At 54.2% G+C, this 15,953-nt stretch carries 16 protein-coding genes; 9 read left to right on the top strand and 7 right to left on the bottom strand.

Annotation, left to right across the window (positions count from 1 at the left end):
* Positions 1–85: 85 nt before the first annotated feature.
* Together cysM and pdxK are read left to right on the top strand one after the other, a co-directional pair.
* The gene (gene cysM / locus L462_RS11380; RefSeq protein WP_014171089.1) at positions 86–997 is read left to right on the top strand and encodes a cysteine synthase CysM; all 912 of its coding nucleotides are present in this window, start codon (positions 86–88) and stop codon (positions 995–997) included.
* Between the two features lie 5 nt (positions 998–1,002).
* Positions 1,003–1,839, top strand: a complete 837-nt coding sequence (pdxK, locus tag L462_RS11385; RefSeq protein WP_014171088.1) for a pyridoxine/pyridoxal/pyridoxamine kinase — start codon at positions 1,003–1,005, stop codon at positions 1,837–1,839.
* Between the two features lie 44 nt (positions 1,840–1,883).
* Here the strand turns inward: pdxK and crr are convergent, their stop codons facing one another.
* The 5 genes from crr to cysZ form a co-directional block, all read right to left on the bottom strand.
* Positions 1,884–2,393 carry a PTS glucose transporter subunit IIA gene (crr, locus tag L462_RS11390; protein WP_003861316.1) on the bottom strand — a complete coding sequence of 170 codons (510 nt, stop codon included), beginning with the start codon at positions 2,391–2,393 and terminating at the stop codon, positions 1,884–1,886.
* A gap of 40 nt (positions 2,394–2,433) precedes the next feature.
* Positions 2,434–4,161: a phosphoenolpyruvate-protein phosphotransferase PtsI gene (ptsI, locus tag L462_RS11395; protein WP_014171087.1), complete on the bottom strand. Its 1,728-nt coding sequence runs from the start codon at positions 4,159–4,161 to the stop codon at positions 2,434–2,436.
* A gap of 44 nt (positions 4,162–4,205) precedes the next feature.
* Positions 4,206–4,463 (bottom strand): phosphocarrier protein Hpr, encoded by a 258-nt coding sequence (gene ptsH / locus L462_RS11400; protein ID WP_000487600.1) that lies wholly within the window; start codon positions 4,461–4,463, stop codon positions 4,206–4,208.
* 317 nt (positions 4,464–4,780) lie between these two features.
* Complete coding sequence (gene cysK / locus L462_RS11405; protein ID WP_020883087.1) at positions 4,781–5,752, bottom strand: cysteine synthase A; 972 nt, start codon at positions 5,750–5,752, stop codon at positions 4,781–4,783.
* A gap of 163 nt (positions 5,753–5,915) precedes the next feature.
* On the bottom strand, positions 5,916–6,677 hold the full coding sequence (gene cysZ, locus L462_RS11410; protein WP_032678655.1) for a sulfate transporter CysZ: 762 nt from the start codon (positions 6,675–6,677) through the stop codon (positions 5,916–5,918).
* A 230-nt stretch (positions 6,678–6,907) separates the two neighbouring features.
* On the opposite strand from cysZ, the gene zipA reads away from it, so the two are divergent.
* From zipA to L462_RS11425, 3 genes are all read left to right on the top strand, one after another.
* On the top strand, positions 6,908–7,894 hold the full coding sequence (gene zipA, locus L462_RS11415; protein ID WP_020883089.1) for a cell division protein ZipA: 987 nt from the start codon (positions 6,908–6,910) through the stop codon (positions 7,892–7,894).
* Positions 7,895–7,963: 69 nt separating this feature from the next.
* On the top strand, positions 7,964–9,979 hold the full coding sequence (gene ligA / locus L462_RS11420; protein WP_032678654.1) for an NAD-dependent DNA ligase LigA: 2,016 nt from the start codon (positions 7,964–7,966) through the stop codon (positions 9,977–9,979).
* Position 9,980: 1 nt separating this feature from the next.
* On the top strand, positions 9,981–10,196 hold the full coding sequence (locus tag L462_RS11425; protein WP_014171082.1) for a DUF3820 family protein: 216 nt from the start codon (positions 9,981–9,983) through the stop codon (positions 10,194–10,196).
* On the opposite strand, the gene L462_RS11430 is transcribed toward L462_RS11425, so the two are convergent.
* The gene (locus tag L462_RS11430) at positions 10,193–11,188 is read right to left on the bottom strand and encodes a bile acid:sodium symporter family protein (protein ID WP_014171081.1); all 996 of its coding nucleotides are present in this window, start codon (positions 11,186–11,188) and stop codon (positions 10,193–10,195) included. The two genes, L462_RS11425 and L462_RS11430, sit on opposite strands and share 4 nt — an antisense overlap.
* Positions 11,189–11,277: 89 nt before the next feature.
* On the opposite strand from L462_RS11430, the gene L462_RS11435 reads away from it, so the two are divergent.
* Positions 11,278–12,213, top strand: a complete 936-nt coding sequence (locus L462_RS11435; RefSeq protein ID WP_020883092.1) for a LysR family transcriptional regulator — start codon at positions 11,278–11,280, stop codon at positions 12,211–12,213.
* Here L462_RS11435 and L462_RS11440 read toward each other — a convergent pair.
* Complete coding sequence (locus L462_RS11440; RefSeq protein ID WP_020883093.1) at positions 12,210–12,551, bottom strand: FlxA-like family protein; 342 nt, start codon at positions 12,549–12,551, stop codon at positions 12,210–12,212. The two genes, L462_RS11435 and L462_RS11440, sit on opposite strands and share 4 nt — an antisense overlap.
* A gap of 207 nt (positions 12,552–12,758) precedes the next feature.
* Here L462_RS11440 and xapA point away from each other — a divergent pair, with 207 nt between their 5' ends.
* From xapA to L462_RS11455, 3 genes are all read left to right on the top strand, one after another.
* Entirely contained in the window at positions 12,759–13,583 is an 825-nt protein-coding gene (xapA, locus tag L462_RS11445) for a xanthosine phosphorylase (RefSeq protein WP_014171078.1), read from the top strand.
* A gap of 51 nt (positions 13,584–13,634) precedes the next feature.
* The gene (locus tag L462_RS11450; protein WP_032678653.1) at positions 13,635–14,891 is read left to right on the top strand and encodes a nucleoside permease; all 1,257 of its coding nucleotides are present in this window, start codon (positions 13,635–13,637) and stop codon (positions 14,889–14,891) included.
* A gap of 68 nt (positions 14,892–14,959) precedes the next feature.
* On the top strand, positions 14,960–15,847 hold the full coding sequence (locus L462_RS11455; protein ID WP_020883096.1) for a LysR family transcriptional regulator: 888 nt from the start codon (positions 14,960–14,962) through the stop codon (positions 15,845–15,847).
* The last annotated feature ends 106 nt before the right edge of the window (positions 15,848–15,953 follow it).

The raw sequence follows: 15,953 nt of genomic DNA, 5'->3' as shown, positions 1-15,953 counted from the left end.
AGGCGCTGCGCTTAGCCGGTCTGGAATATGATCTCCGTATGCCCGGAGCGCTGCGCGCCACCGGGCTTTTTATTGGACAGCGATCTTGAACACATTAGAACACACCATCGGCAACACCCCTCTGGTCAAACTTCAGCGCATGGGGCCGGACAACGGCAGCGAAATCTGGGTCAAACTCGAAGGCAATAACCCTGCCGGTTCGGTGAAGGACCGGGCTGCGCTCTCCATGATTGTGCAGGCCGAAAAACGCGGTGAAATTCAGCCCGGCGACGTGCTGATTGAAGCCACCAGCGGTAACACCGGTATTGCGCTGGCGATGATTGCCGCGCTGAAAGGCTATCGCATGACGTTGCTGATGCCCGATAACATGAGCCAGGAGCGCCGTGCGGCGATGCGCGCCTATGGTGCCGAACTGATTCTGGTCTCTAAAGAAGAGGGGATGGAAGGGGCGCGCGACCTGGCGCTAGCCATGGCCGAACGCGGTGAAGGCAAACTGCTCGATCAGTTTAATAACCCGGATAACCCGTACGCTCACTACACTACTACCGGTCCGGAAATCTGGCAGCAGACCAACGGGCGCATCACTCACTTCGTCTCCAGCATGGGCACGACAGGGACCATTACCGGCGTATCCCGTTTTCTGCGCGAGCAGGAAAAGGCGGTAACGATTGTGGGTCTGCAGCCGGAAGAGGGGAGCAGCATACCGGGTATTCGCCGCTGGCCGGCGGAATACATGCCGGGTATTTATAACGCCCAGTTGGTGGATCAGGTGCTGGATATTCATCAACGCGAGGCGGAGAATACGATGCGTGAACTGGCCGTGCGTGAAGGTATCTTCTGCGGGGTCAGCTCGGGTGGCGCGGTAGCGGGAGCATTGCGTGTTGCGCAGGCACATCCCGGGGCTGTCGTGGTGGCGATTATCTGCGACCGCGGCGATCGCTATCTTTCTACCGGCGTCTTTGGTGAAGAGAGTTATACGCAGGGGGCGGGGATTTAAGCGTCATGGAGATGATTTTATTCCGGGATAACACCCGGGCGCAGCAAACCGATATTGTCGCGGTACAGTCGCAGGTGGTTTACGGCAGCGTGGGGAACAGCATTGCGGTGCCGAACATTCGTACCCACCGGCTGACCGTCACCGCCGTGCCGACCGTGCTGTTCAGCAACACGCCGCACTACGATACCTTTTACGGTGGCGTGATCCCCGATGAGTGGTTCAGCGGGTATCTTAAGGCGCTGGAAGAGCGCGAGATCCTGCGCGAGCTTAAAGCCGTTACCACGGGCTACATGGGCAGCGCCAGCCAGATAAAATGCCTGGCGCAGTGGCTCACCGCGATCAAAGCGCAGCATCCTGACCTGCTGGTGTTGGTTGACCCCGTTATTGGCGATATTGACAGTGGGATGTATGTGAAACCTGATATCCCTGAAGCGTATCGGGAGTACCTGCTGCCACTGGCGCAGGGGATCACGCCTAACGTCTTTGAGCTGGAAGTGCTAAGCGGTAAACCGTGTCGTACGCCTGAAAGTGCTATAGCGGCAGCGCAGGGGTTACTTTCCGACACGCTGAAATGGGTGGCCATCACCAGCGCGCCGGTGGCGGACGATCCGGAGAATATTCACGTGGTGCTGGTTACCCGAGACGGTGTGACCGTCAGTGCGCATCCGCGTGTTGAAACGGACCTGAAAGGCACGGGCGACCTCTTCTGTTCAGAGCTGGTGAGCGGGATCGTTGAGGGCAAAACCGTTGCCGATGCGATTCGCATGGCAGGAGACCGCGTCACAGATGTGATGATTTATACGCAGTCGAAAGGCTACGACGAGCTTATCCTGCCCGCATAAACAAAAATGGCGCCCGAAGGCGCCATTTTTCTGTGCGGCAAGAATTACTTCTTGATGCGGATAACCGGGGTTTCACCCACGGTGACGCTGCCAGACAGTTTGATCAGTTCTTTGATTTCGTCCATGTTGGAGATAACAACCGGCGTCAGGGTAGACTTGGCTTTTTCTTCCAGCAGTGGCAGATCGAATTCAATGACCGGGTCGCCAACTTTAACACGCTGGCCTTCTTCCGCGATACGTTTGAAGCCTTCGCCTTTCAGTTCAACGGTGTCGATACCGAAGTGAACGAACAGTTCGATACCGCTATCAGATTCGATAGAGAACGCATGGTTGGTTTCAAAAATTTTACCGATGGTGCCGTCAACTGGAGCAACCATTTTGTTGCCAGTTGGTTTGATAGCAATGCCATCACCAACGATTTTCTCAGCAAACACTACATCCGGCACGTCTTCGATGTTGACGATCTCGCCGGAGAGCGGAGCAACAATCTCAATAGTTCCGGAGTCTTTCTTATCATCAGAAACCAGAGATTTCAGTTTATCGAACAAACCCATGATCTTCTCCTAAGCAGTAATTTGGGCCGCATCTCGTGGATTAGCAGATTGTTTTTTCTTCAATGAACTTGTTAACCAGCGTCATTAACTCGTCCGTTGTCGGTTGAGCAAGAGCCTGCTCTGCTAACACCTTCGCATCTTCGAAGTTCGTGTTACGGATAATCTTCTTAATGCGCGGGATGGAAATGGCGCTCATAGAGAATTCGTCCAGACCCATACCCAGCAACAGAAGTGTAGCACGTTCGTCGCCTGCAAGCTCACCACACATGCCAGTCCATTTACCTTCTGCATGAGAAGCATCAATAACTTGCTTGATCAAGTTCAGTACGGACGGTGACATTGGCTGGTAGAGATGTGAAATCATATCATTACCACGGTCAACTGCCAGGGTGTACTGCGTTAAATCATTGGTACCGATACTAAAGAAATCAACTTCTTTGGCTAAATGACGCGCAATGGTCGCTGCCGCAGGTGTTTCCACCATCACGCCGATCTCAATTGACTCGTCAAATGCTTTACCTTCGTCGCGCAGTTCCTGTTTGTAGATTTCGATCTCTTTCTTCAGTGCACGCACTTCTTCAACAGAGATGATCATCGGGAACATGATGCGCAGTTTACCGAAAGCAGACGCACGCAGGATAGCGCGAACCTGATCGCGCAGGATCTCTTTACGATCCATCGCGATACGAATCGCACGCCAGCCCAGGAACGGGTTCTCTTCTTTCGGGAAGTTCATGTACGGCAGCTCTTTGTCGCCACCGATATCCATGGTACGGACGATAACCGCCTGAGAGCCACACGCTTCAGCCACAGCTTTGTACGCAGCAAACTGTTCTTCTTCAGTTGGCAGCGCATCACGGTCCATGAACAGGAATTCAGTACGATAGAGACCCACACCTTCCGCGCCGTTGCGCTCAGCGCCATCGACGTCACGTACGGTACCGATGTTTGCGCACACTTCAACCTGATGACCGTCCAGAGTGATGGCAGGCAGGTCTTTCAGCTTAGCGAGTTCCGCTTTTTCAGTCGCAACCTGCTCCTGAACCGCGCGCAGTTTTTCGATCTCTTCGTTAGTTGGGTTGACGTAAACCACGTTGTTTACGGCATCCAGAATCAGATAATCGTCGTTTTTAACCTGAGAGGTGACGCTACCGGTACCCACAATGGCAGGCAGTTCCAGAGAACGCGCCATGATAGAGGTGTGGGAGGTACGGCCGCCCGCGTCAGTGATGAAACCGAGGACCTTTTTCAGGTTCAACTGTGCGGTTTCAGACGGGGTCAGATCGGCGGCAACCAGGATGACTTCATCCTGAATAGCGCTCAGGTCGATAATGGCCAGACCCAGGATGTTGCGCAGCAGGCGCTTACCGATGTCACGTACGTCAGCCGCACGCTCTTTCAGGTATTCATCATCCAGTTCTTCCAGGGCAGTTGCCTGACCTTCGATAACTTCATGCGCAGCAGCGTCTGCCGTCATGCTTTTATCTTTAATCAGGGCTATGATTTCCTGCTCCAGCTCCTCATCTTCGAGCAGCATGATGTGCCCTTCGAAGATGGCTTCTTTTTCTTCACCGAAAGTTTCGCCAGCTTTAGTCTTGATTGCTTCCAGTTGCGCAGATGCCTTGGCACGACCGCTCAGAAAACGTTCAACTTCCTGATCAACCTTGTCGGCAGAAATTTTTTTCCGGTCGATGACGATCTCGTCTTCTTTCAGCAGCAGTGCTTTGCCGAAAGCGATACCCGGGGATGCTAAAATGCCTGAAATCATAACCCTACCTTACTTGTGACTGATATTTAAAAGAACCCGGAAACTTACTCGAGCTCAGCCATCAGTTTTACCAGATGCTCAACTGCTTTCTGCTCGTCTTCACCTTCAGCAGAGATGGTGACAACGGTACCCTGAGTCAGACCCAGAGTCTGCAGTTTGAACAGGCTTTTTGCGCTGGCGCTTTTGCCGTTGGAAGTCACAGTGATTTCAGAAGTGAAGCCTTTCGCTTCTTTAACAAACTGAGCAGCAGGGCGGGTGTGCAGACCGTTCGGAGCGGTAATGGTAACTTCTTGCTGGAACATTGTATTTCCCCAACTTATAGGTTTAGTGTTGTGGAACTAAAGTCTAGCCTGGCGACTTAACTTTAGCCTGTATTGTTAGCGCTGACGTTTCGATCGTCATTAAACATTATGCAGTGAAAGCAAGACTTGAACCAAATCATAAAATCGATTCAGCAAGGCTATTTCGTTCACTGATTAATTTCACGCATCAAAATAATTGCTGGTTTAAATACCAGACCCAACGGGGTGAATCAATGCCAGGAGGGGTAAAACTTTGAAGCAGGCCACAAAAAAGCACCCAAAAAGGTGCTTTTTTACGCGTTATTAACATGCTGGCATTACTGTTGCAGTTCTTTTTCAGTGAACAGATCGGCAAACAGTGCGGTGCTCAAGTAACGCTCACCCGATGAAGGCAGGATAACCACAATATTCTTATTGGTAAAGGCCTCATCTTCCTGAAGTTTGAGCGCTGCCGCAACAGCAGCACCGGAAGAGATGCCCGCCAGAATACCTTCCTCGTCCATCAGACGACGTGCGGTAGAGATAGCTTCTTCGTTGGTGATGGTCACCACTTTATCAATAAGCTTCAGATCCAGGTTGCCCGGAATGAAGCCGGCACCGATACCCTGAATTTTATGTGGGCCGGGTTTGATCTCTTCGCCCGCCAGCGCCTGGGTGATCACCGGTGAGTCGGTTGGTTCCACGGCAACGGTAATCAGGTCTTTTTTACCTTTTGTGCCTTTTATATAGCGCGACACGCCAGTCAGGGTTCCGCCGGTGCCTACACCGGAGATAAATACATCAACCTGACCGTCGGTATCTTCCCAAATTTCCGGGCCGGTGGTCTTTTCGTGAATTTCCGGGTTCGCCGGGTTGCTGAACTGCTGCAGCAGCAGATATTTCGCCGGATCGCTGGCAACAATCTCTTCTGCTTTCTGAATCGCACCCTTCATGCCTTTGGCACCTTCGGTCAGCACCAGGTTCGCGCCCAGCGCTTTCAGCAGTTTGCGACGTTCGATGCTCATGGTTTCAGGCATGGTCAGCGTCAGTTTATAACCGCGCGCCGCCGCAACATAGGCCAGTGCGATACCGGTGTTACCGCTGGTCGGTTCAACCAGCTCAACGCCTGGCTTCAGCACGCCACGTTTTTCAGCATCCCAAATCATATTTGCACCGATACGGCACTTTACGCTGAAGCTCGGGTTACGTGATTCGACCTTCGCCAGAATGCGTCCATTACCGATACGGTTCAGTCGAACCAGGGGCGTATGACCGATAGTCAGCGAGTTGTCTTCATAAATCTTACTCATGGCCTGTCCTTAACTGTATGAAATTGGGATACCGTCCCAGCATACCTGTTGAACAGGTAGGGGGAAGTAAGGAATTCGCATATCTATATACTGCAAGGAAATAATGGGGATCAGTATGGAATAAGGGGCGGCATAAGCCACCCCCTTTTTACACATTTTTGCATTACTTCCATAACGCGTGCTTAGCACGGTAGCAGTCAACCCACATCGCCGTTGCGCCGCAAACGGCGACCGGCATGATGAACAGGTTGAGCACCGGGATCATGGTGAACAGACTGGTCAGCGCCCCGAATTGCATATTCGCGACTTTTTGCGTGCGCAGGGCGCTGCGCATCGTTTTGAACGGCACCTTGTGGTTATCGAACGGATAATCGCAGTACTGGATTGCCAGCATCCAGGCGCTGAACAGGAACCACAGCACCGGGGCCACCGTCTGACCGACGCCAGGGACAAAATAAAGGATAAGCAGCACAATGGCGCGGGGAAGATACCAGGCAAACTTCTGCCATTCGCGCTTCATGATGCGTGGGATATCTTTCATGATCCCCAGCATGCCCGTATCCGGCGGCGTTGCACCGGTAAGACGTGCTTCCAGCTGTTCTGCCAGCAGGCCGTTAAACGGCGCAGCGATCCAGTTTGCAATCGTCGAGAAGAAGTAGCCGAACACCAGCAGCACGGAGATGACCGCAACCGGCCAGAGCAGGTAGTTCAGCCACTGCAGCCAGTCCGGCACATGGCTCATCAGCGAAGGGATCCAGCTCTCCAGTCTGGTGAACAGCCACCAGAACGCGCCGCCCATCAGGATAATGTTAATCAGCAACGGCAGAATGACGTAGCGACGAATCCCCGGCAGTGAGACCAGTTTCCAGCCCTGAGAAAAATACCAGACGCCGCTGCGCGGGTGAGAAGATGATGTTGAAACCATAACCAGGCTGTACTCCTTTTTTCACAACCAGTGGAATTGCCCGCCTATATTATCCACTTACGGACCAATGACCAGTTCGGAAATGTTCGAAAAAACAGCAAAAAGCACGATTTAGTTCATCTTTATGCTGTGAATGCTCTGCACACACTTGCACTTGACGTAAACGGCAAATACTCTTAGTGAGTAAATGTTTGCCGTGGTGGCAAGGTGTTAGAACAACAGAGAATATAATGATGCAGGATTTGCGTCTGATATTAATCATTGTTGGCGCGATCGCCATAATCGCTTTACTGGTACATGGTTTCTGGACCAGCCGTAAAGAGCGTTCCTCTATGTTTCGCGATCGCCCACTGAAGCGCATGAAGTCCAGTCGTGATGACGATGACAGTGAAAATGACATCGACGGAAGCGACGACGACGGCGTGGGTGAAGTTCGTGTTCATCGGGTCAATACTGCGCCCGGCGCGGCTCATGGGGAGCATGAAGCCCCTCGTCAGCCTCCGCAGCACCAGTATCAACCGCCGTATGCTTCTGCACAGCCGCGCCAGCAGGCGCCGCAGCCTGGAGAAGAGCCGGTGCGTCAGCCGCCGCAACAGCCTGTCCATCAGCAGCCTGCTGCGCCACAGCCGGTTCAGCAACAGCCTGTGCAGCAACCCGCGCCACAACAGCCTGCACAGCCGGTACACCAACCGCAGCAGCCTGTTCACGTGCAGCCTGCACCTCAGCCTGCGCCGGCCCCGCTCGTTGAACCAGAGCCCGTGGTTGAGCCAGAACCGGTTGTTGAAAAACCGCAGCGTAAAGAAGCGGTCATCATCATGAACGTGGCTGCGCATCATGGCACCCACCTGAATGGCGATGTCCTGCTTAACAGCATTCAACAGGCAGGCTTCAAGTTTGGCGACATGAATATTTTCCATCGTCACCTGAGTCCTGACGGTAGCGGTCCGGCGCTGTTTAGCCTGGCCAATATGGTCAACCCTGGCACCTTTGACCCAGAAATGACCGGTGATTTCGTGACGCCGGGTGTCACTATCTTCATGCAGGTGCCGTCCTACGGTGATGAACTGCAAAACTTTAAGCTGATGCTGCAGTCCGCACAGCACATTGCTGACGAAGTCGGTGGTGTGGTGCTCGACGATCAGCGTCGTATGATGACGCCGCAGAAATTGCGCGAATATCAGGACCGCATCCGCGAAGTTAAGGAAGCCAACGCGTAATCATCGCGTTTACATCGACTCCTCCTCAACCCCCGCATGTCGGGGGTTTTTTCTCATTGATGGTGTGATATGGACTCAATCGAACAACAACTCACTGAACTGCGAACCACGCTTCGCCATCATGAATACCTCTATCATGTTATGGACGCGCCGGAAGTGCCGGATGCGGAGTATGACCGTCTGATGCGCGAGCTGCGCGAACTAGAGGCGCAGCACCCGGAATTGATTACGCCCGACTCACCCACGCAGCGCGTGGGCGCGGAGCCGCTGGGTGCTTTCAGTCAGGTACGTCATGAAGTGCCAATGTTGTCTCTGGACAACGTCTTTGATGAAGAGAGCTTCCTCGCGTTTAACAAGCGCGTGCAGGATCGCCTCAAAAGCAGCGACTCCCTGACCTGGTGCTGCGAGTTGAAGCTGGATGGTCTGGCGGTCAGCCTTCTCTATGAAAACGGTGTGCTGGTGCGTGCCGCGACGCGGGGTGATGGTACGACGGGTGAAGACATCACCACCAACGTACGCACCATCCGTGCGATCCCGCTGAAGCTGCAAGGGGATAATATTCCAGCCCGTCTGGAAGTGCGCGGTGAAGTATTCCTCCCGCAGGCGGGCTTCGAGAAAATCAACGAAGAGGCGCGCCGTACCGGCGGGAAAGTGTTTGCTAACCCGCGTAATGCGGCGGCAGGCTCCCTGCGCCAGCTTGATCCCCGTATCACCGCGAAGCGACCGCTTACTTTCTTCTGCTATGGCGTCGGGATTCTGGAAGGCGGTGAACTGCCGGATACCCATCTCGGACGTTTATTGCAGTTTAAAGCGTGGGGCCTGCCGGTGAGTAACCGTGTTCAGCTGTGCGACTCCCCGGAAGCCGTGCTGGCGTTCTACCACAAAGTGGAAGAAGACCGCCCGACGCTTGGTTTTGATATTGATGGCGTGGTTATCAAGGTTAACTCACTTGTGCTGCAGGAGCAGTTAGGCTTTGTGGCGCGCGCGCCACGCTGGGCAGTGGCGTTTAAATTCCCGGCGCAGGAGCAGATGACCTTTGTCCGTGACGTGGAGTTCCAGGTGGGCCGTACGGGCGCGATTACCCCGGTTGCCCGTCTGGAGCCGGTGCAGGTTGCCGGCGTGCTGGTGAGTAACGCCACGCTGCATAACGCCGATGAAATTGAACGTCTCGGCCTGCGCATTGGTGACAAAGTGGTGATTCGTCGCGCGGGCGATGTTATCCCGCAGGTGGTGAACGTGGTTGAGTCAGAGCGTCCTGACGATACGCGCGCCATCGTGTTCCCGACGCATTGCCCGGTATGCGGATCTGACGTTGAGCGCGTTGAAGGTGAAGCGGTGGCTCGCTGTACGGGTGGCTTAATCTGCGGGGCACAACGTAAAGAGTCACTGAAGCACTTCGTTTCCCGTCGGGCGATGGACGTCGACGGAATGGGCGACAAAATTATCGATCAGCTGGTAGAGAAAGAATATGTTCATACGCCTGCAGATCTCTTTAAACTGACCGCGGGTAAACTCACGGGTCTTGATCGCATGGGACCGAAGTCGGCCCAGAATGTGGTTAATGCCCTGGATGCTGCCAAAGAGACGACTTTTGCCCGATTCCTTTATGCGCTCGGTATTCGCGAAGTGGGTGAAGCCACGGCGGCGGGGCTGGCAGCGTATTTCGGTACGCTGGAAGCTCTGGAAAAAGCGAGTATTGACGAGCTGCAGAGAGTCCCGGACGTGGGGATTGTCGTCGCGACGCATGTCTTTAACTTCTTTGCCGAAGAGAGCAACCGCGAGGTGATCGGCAAGCTGCTGGAAGAGGGCATCAGATGGCCGGCTCCGGTCGTGGTCAACGCTGACGAGATCGACAGCCCGTTTGCCGGCAAAACGGTCGTGCTGACCGGCAGCCTGAGCCAGCTTTCACGTGATGATGCTAAAGCGCGACTGGTTGCGCTGGGCGCAAAAGTGGCAGGCAGCGTGTCGAAGAAAACCGACCTGGTTATTGCCGGGGAAGCCGCCGGTTCGAAGCTTGCTAAAGCTCAGGAGCTGGGCATTGAGGTTATCGACGAAGCAGAAATGATGCGCCTGTTAGGAGAGTAACGTGGAGAAAGAGCAGCTCGTTGAGATCGCCAACACGGAGATGCCATTCGGTAAATATAAGGGCCGCAGGCTGATTGATTTACCGGAAGATTATTTGCTGTGGTTTGCCCGCAAAGATGGGTTCCCGGCCGGACGACTGGGTGAACTGATGGCTATCACGTTACTGATTAAAACCGAGGGGCTGACGCAGTTGGTTCAGCCCCTGAAACGTCCTTAAGCTTTCGCGGCGCGGGTCTCTTCCTGCGCCTGTTTTTCCGTCTGGCGTTTGTAACGACGCGCCAGCACCGCGCAGACCATCAGCTGGATCTGATGGAAAATCATCAGCGGCAGTACCATCATCCCTATCATTGAGGTCGGGAAGAGAATGTTTGCCATAGGAATGCCGTTCGCCAGGCTCTTCTTCGAGCCACAGAAGACAATGGTAATTTCATCGGCTTTGTTGAAGCCGCACTTGCGGGCCACAAAGACGTTTACGCCAATCACAATCGCCAGCAGAACAAGGCTGACCACCACGATAAACAGCAGCGAGCCTGCGCCCACCTTATGCCAGATGCCATTCACAACCGCTTCACTGAAGGCTGAATAGACCACCAGCAGAATCGATGACTGGTCGGTTTTTGAGATCCATTTTTTGTGCTTTGCAACAAACGCGCCCGTCCACGGACGAGAGAGATGGCCCAGCACAAACGGCAGCAGCAGCTGCAGACAGATTTTACCTACTTGTTCCAGGTTACCTTCCGCGCCGTGCATGTTCATCAGCAGACCCACCAGCAGCGGCGAAACGAAAATCCCTAACAGGCTGGATGCCGACGCTGAACAGACTGCGGCTGCGACGTTACCGCCCGCCAGAGAGGTAAACGCGATAGCGGACTGCACGGTGGCCGGCAGAATGCACAGATACAGGAAGCCGGTATAAAGGGCCGGGTCGACATTCACCGGCGCCCACCATGCGAACAGTACGCCGAGTACAGGGAAGAGGATGAACGTGCTGCACATCACCCACAGGTGCAGTCGCCAGTGGCTCCCCCCCGCAATAATGGCTTCGCGTGAGAGCTTTGCGCCGTGCATAAAGAACAACAGCGCGATGGCCGCGGTCGTCAGTCCTTCAAAAAAAGGAACGAACCCGCCCCGCGCAGGGAAGAAGGAGGCCAATAATACCGTGACAACCAGAGTAAGCGTAAACGGATCAAGAATACGAAATAGTTTCATAATGACTCCTGAAAACAGATATCGCTATTGTGCTTTTTTCTGTTTGAGAAATAAAATTGATTTATTGCATCCATTCATGAATTAAACAGATGAATTATTCCTTACGCCAGCTTCGCATCTTCGTCACCGTAGCCCATGCCCGCAGCTTCAGCCGGGCAGGGGAGATCATCGGCCTGAGCCAGTCCGCGGTAAGCCACAGCGTGAAAGAGCTGGAGAGCCAGACGGGTGTCCGGCTGCTTGATCGCACCACGCGTGAAGTCGTGCTCACGGAAGCCGGACAGCAGCTGGCTCAGCGCCTTGAACGGCTGCTGGACGAACTCAACAGTACGCTCAGAGATGTAGGTCGACTGGGGCAGCAGCTGTCGGGTACCGTGCGGGTTGCGGCCAGCCAGACGATATCCGCGCACCTTATCCCGCAGTGTATTGCAGAGGGTAATCATCGCTATCCGGATATTGATTTTGTTTTGCATGACAGGCCGCAGCAGTGGGTGCTGGAGAGCATCCGTCAGGGTGATGTGGATTTTGGTATTGTTATCGATCCCGGTCAGGTGAGTGACCTGGAGTGTGAAATTGTGCTTTCTGAGCCGTTTCTGTTGCTTTGCCGGGACGACGATCCGCTAGCCGCGCAGCCGTCTGTTCTCTGGCAGGCGTTGCAGGGAGCGAACCTGGTATTACAGGATTATGCCTCGGGCAGCCGTCCGCTGATTGATTCTGCGCTGGTGACGCAGGGCGTTAAGGCGACCATTGTGCAGGAGATTGGACACCCGGCAACGCTGTTTCCCATGGTGGAGGCCGGCATAGGGATCAGTGTATTACCCGCCCTGGCGCTCCCTTTGCCGCAGGGAAGCCGTCTGGTCGTGAAGCGACTGACGCCTGCTATTGAGCGAAAACTGATGCTGGTACGGCGAAAAAACCGTTCGCTCTCCGGGGCTGCGCAGGCTATCTGGGAAGTAGTGCGTATCCAGGCGCAACGATTAACCGAGGCCCGTATACGCGATCCACTGTTTAACTCAACAGAGCGTTAGACGTAGATGTCTATTTGATGATTGTCTGATGCGTTCTTCGGACCTTCCACGTTGACCAGACTTTGCTCTTGTTTCTTCTGGGCTTCTTCCGCCTGCTGGCGCTGTAGCTGTGCGAGCTGTGCCTGCAGCACTTTGATTTGCACCTGGATAAGCTCCTGCTGTTTCTTCTTCTCTTCCGCACTGCCGGAACCGTTCGCAACCTCTTTTAACTGTTGAGTCAGCTTGGTTATCTTGTCAGTGATACGGCTGATCTGGGCAGCGATATCGTTGCCGCCGGAAGAACGACTCCCGCCACCGCTGGTTTGAATGGGCTGGGTTGTAGCCTGAATGGTCGTCATACTTTTTCCTCTCGCTGTAAAACAGAGGTATCGGCGCCAACGCAATTAGCTTGAGCAAAACTGCCATATCTGGCAGGGAAAGGTATTGATACCAAATCAGTATTGATGGTGCAGAGAAAGTGTATTGGAGGTAACCCGCAGGCTCCAGATATAAGACTAAGGTCATGCGATCGGTGATATCGCGATCTTAATTCTCAAGGAGCTTTTATGACCCTCTCGAATAATCCCTGGTTCTCTGCCGACATCATTCGTGCCGCTAAACCTGATTTCACTCCGCGGGTTGCGTTTATTCTCGGCTCAGGTCTTGGTGCGCTCGCCGAGCAGATTGTTGATGCTGTGGTACTGAGCTATGAAAAACTGCCGGGCTTCCCGGTGAGCACCGTTCACGGTCACGCCGGTGAGCTGGTGTTGGGACATCTTGCCGGTGTTCCGGTCGCCTGCATGAAAGGGCGCGGTCACTTCTATGAGGGCCGCGGCATCGCCGTCATGACCGATGCAATCCGCACCTTCAAACTGCTGGGCTGCGAACTGCTGTTCAGTACCAATGCCGCCGGTTCATTACGTCCGGAGGTTGAACCGGGAAGCCTGGTTGCCCTCAGCGACCACATCAACACCCTGCCGGGTACCCCGATGGTCGGGCTGAACGATGACCGTTTTGGCGACCGTTTTTTCTCGCTGGCCAATGCTTATGATGCAGATTGCCGTGCCCTGCTGCAGACCGTGGCGAGCGAGAAGGGCTTTCCATTGCATGAAGGGGTGTTTGTCTCTTATCCAGGCCCTAACTTCGAAACCGCGGCTGAGATCCGCATGATGCAGATCATCGGCGGAGATGTGGTGGGAATGTCAGTGGTGCCGGAAGTGATCTCGGCGCGCCACTGTGGCCTGAAGGTGGTCGCCGTTTCGGCCATAACCAACCTTGCTGAAGGTCTGAGCGATGTAAAACTGTCGCATGAACAAACGCTTGCCGCCGCCGAACTCTCTCGCCAGAACTTCATCGATCTTATCTGCGGTTTTCTGCGCCAGCTTGCCTGAGCGAAACAACACCGTGGCCCGTGAGGGCCACTCTGCTATAAGGAATCGGGTATGAACATCACGACGCGCTTAAAGATGATGTCCTTTATGCAATATTTTATCTGGGGAAGCTGGCTCGTTACTCTCGGCGCTTACATGATTAACACCCTGGGTTTTTCCGGCTCTGACGTGGGTATGGTCTACAGCTCGAAGGGGCTTGCCGCGATCGTGATGCCCTCGCTGGTGGGCATTATTGCCGATAAGTGGCTGCGGGCAGATCGTGCATATGTGATTTGCCATCTCGTCTGTGCCGTTGCGCTTTGCTATGCCGCGCAGGTCAATGAACCGGGGCTGATGTTCTGGGTCATGCTGGTTAATGCCATGGCCTTTATGCCAACCATTGCGCTTTCGAATACCCTTTCCTACTCCTGTCTTGAGCAGGCAGGGCTGGACACGGTGACCCATTTTCCAACGGTGCGGGTCTATGGCACGGTAGGCTTCATTGTGGCGATGTGGGCCATAAGCCTGATGGGTGCAGAGTTAACCAACATTCAACTCTACATTGCTGCTGCCGCATCGCTGGTACTGGCGCTCTATTCACTGACGTTACCGGCCATTCCGGTGGTGAAGAATAAAACCTCATCGTCGCTGACAAGCAAACTTGGCCTGAATGCGTTCGTCCTGTTTAAACAGCCCCGAATGGCGGTGTTCTTTTTGTTTGCGATGCTGCTGGGCGCCGTGCTGCAAATCACCAATACTTTCGGTAGCCCCTTTCTGCATGATTTTGCGCGTAATCCGGCGTATGCGGAAAGCTTTATCGTTAAATATCCTTCTATTTTGCTCTCCGTCTCGCAGATGTCAGAGGTGCTGTTCATCCTGACCATTCCTTTCTTCCTCCGACGTTTTGGCATAAAAACCGTGATGCTGATGAGCATGGTGGCCTGGATGCTGCGGTTTGGACTCTTTGCGTATGGCGATCCTTCCGCAACAGGCGTCGGGCTGTTGATGCTGTCAATGCTGGTCTATGGTTGCGCGTTCGACTTCTTCAACATCTCCGGCTCGGTGTTTGTCGAACAGGAGGTAAGCGCTGATATCCGCGCCAGCGCGCAAGGGCTGTTTATGACGACCGTTAACGGTATCGGTGCTTATTTCGGATCGGTATTGAGCGGCGCGGCGGTAGATTATTTCTCCGTGGACGGGGTGAAAGACTGGCAGACCATCTGGCTGGTATTTGCGGCGTATGCGTTGGTGCTCGCCGTGGTGTTTTATTTCAGCTTTAACTATCGCCACACCAGTCAAAACAGCGGGTTGCGCACAGTTGCGCATTAAAGTTTTCCCGGCAGGCGGTGAAAGGCTTTAAGGTGGGAGCATAAGTGTTATCGCCAGGATATGTGTTGATGGAACGCGTCTACCGAACCGACCTTAAGCTGCTGCGCTATTTTCTGGCCGTCGCTGAGGAACTTCATTTTGGACGGGCTGCGGCCCGTCTCAATATGTCGCAGCCGCCGTTGAGCCTGCATATAAAAGAGCTGGAAAGTCAGCTCGGTACCTTACTGTTTATTCGCCACTCACGAAGCGTCGCCTTGACCCATGCGGGTAAAGTATTGATGGAAGAGTCCCGTCGACTGCTTGCCAGTGCAAACCAGGCACTGGCGCGGGTCGAACAAATTGGACGGGGTGAGGCGGGGCGGATTGCGCTGGGCATTGTCGGTACCGCCATGTGGAGCGAAGTGCGCACGGTCATGCGCACATTTTTGAAAGAGCATCCGAACGTTGATGTCGTCTTTCGCGAAAAGTCGCCGGTAATGCAAATGGCGCTGCTAGAGCGCCGGGAGCTGGATGTCGGGATCTGGCGAATGGCTACCGAGCCCACCGCAGGGTTTACCAGTATCCGCTTACGGGATGCGGCATTTCTGGTTGCACTGCCGGAGGATCACCGGCTGGTGGGGGAAAGCGCAATTGCGCTCACCGAACTGCAGAATGAGTACTTTGTAACTATGCCGTCTGCGCATTCTGACTGGTCGTTCTTACAGCGAGTGTGTCAGCAGGCCGGTTTTTCACCGATGATAGTGCGTGAAGCCGATGAACCGCAGACGGTGCTGGCAATGATCAGTATGGGAATGGGGATTACGTTAGCTGCTGACAGCTATGCGCAAATGCAGTGGCCCGGTGTGGTATTTCGTCCATTACAGGTACGTATACCGGCAGATTTGTATGTGGTGTATGACGAGAAGCAGGCGACACCGGCGATTAAGTCGTTGATAGCAACGTTGACGGAAGAGTGATGTTATACCGCAGATAGCAAAAAAGCGCCTTTAGGGCGCTTTTTTGCATTGGTGGGTCGTGCAGGATGACTCGCTTCGCTCGCCCTTCGGGCCGTCGCCGTAAACG

Source organism: Enterobacter sp. BIDMC 26 (assembly GCF_000534435.1).
GTDB classification, from domain to species: Bacteria; Pseudomonadota; Gammaproteobacteria; order Enterobacterales; family Enterobacteriaceae; genus Enterobacter; species Enterobacter ludwigii.
Note: the sequence above shows the minus strand (reverse complement) of the source record. Positions and strands in the feature narration are given on the sequence as shown.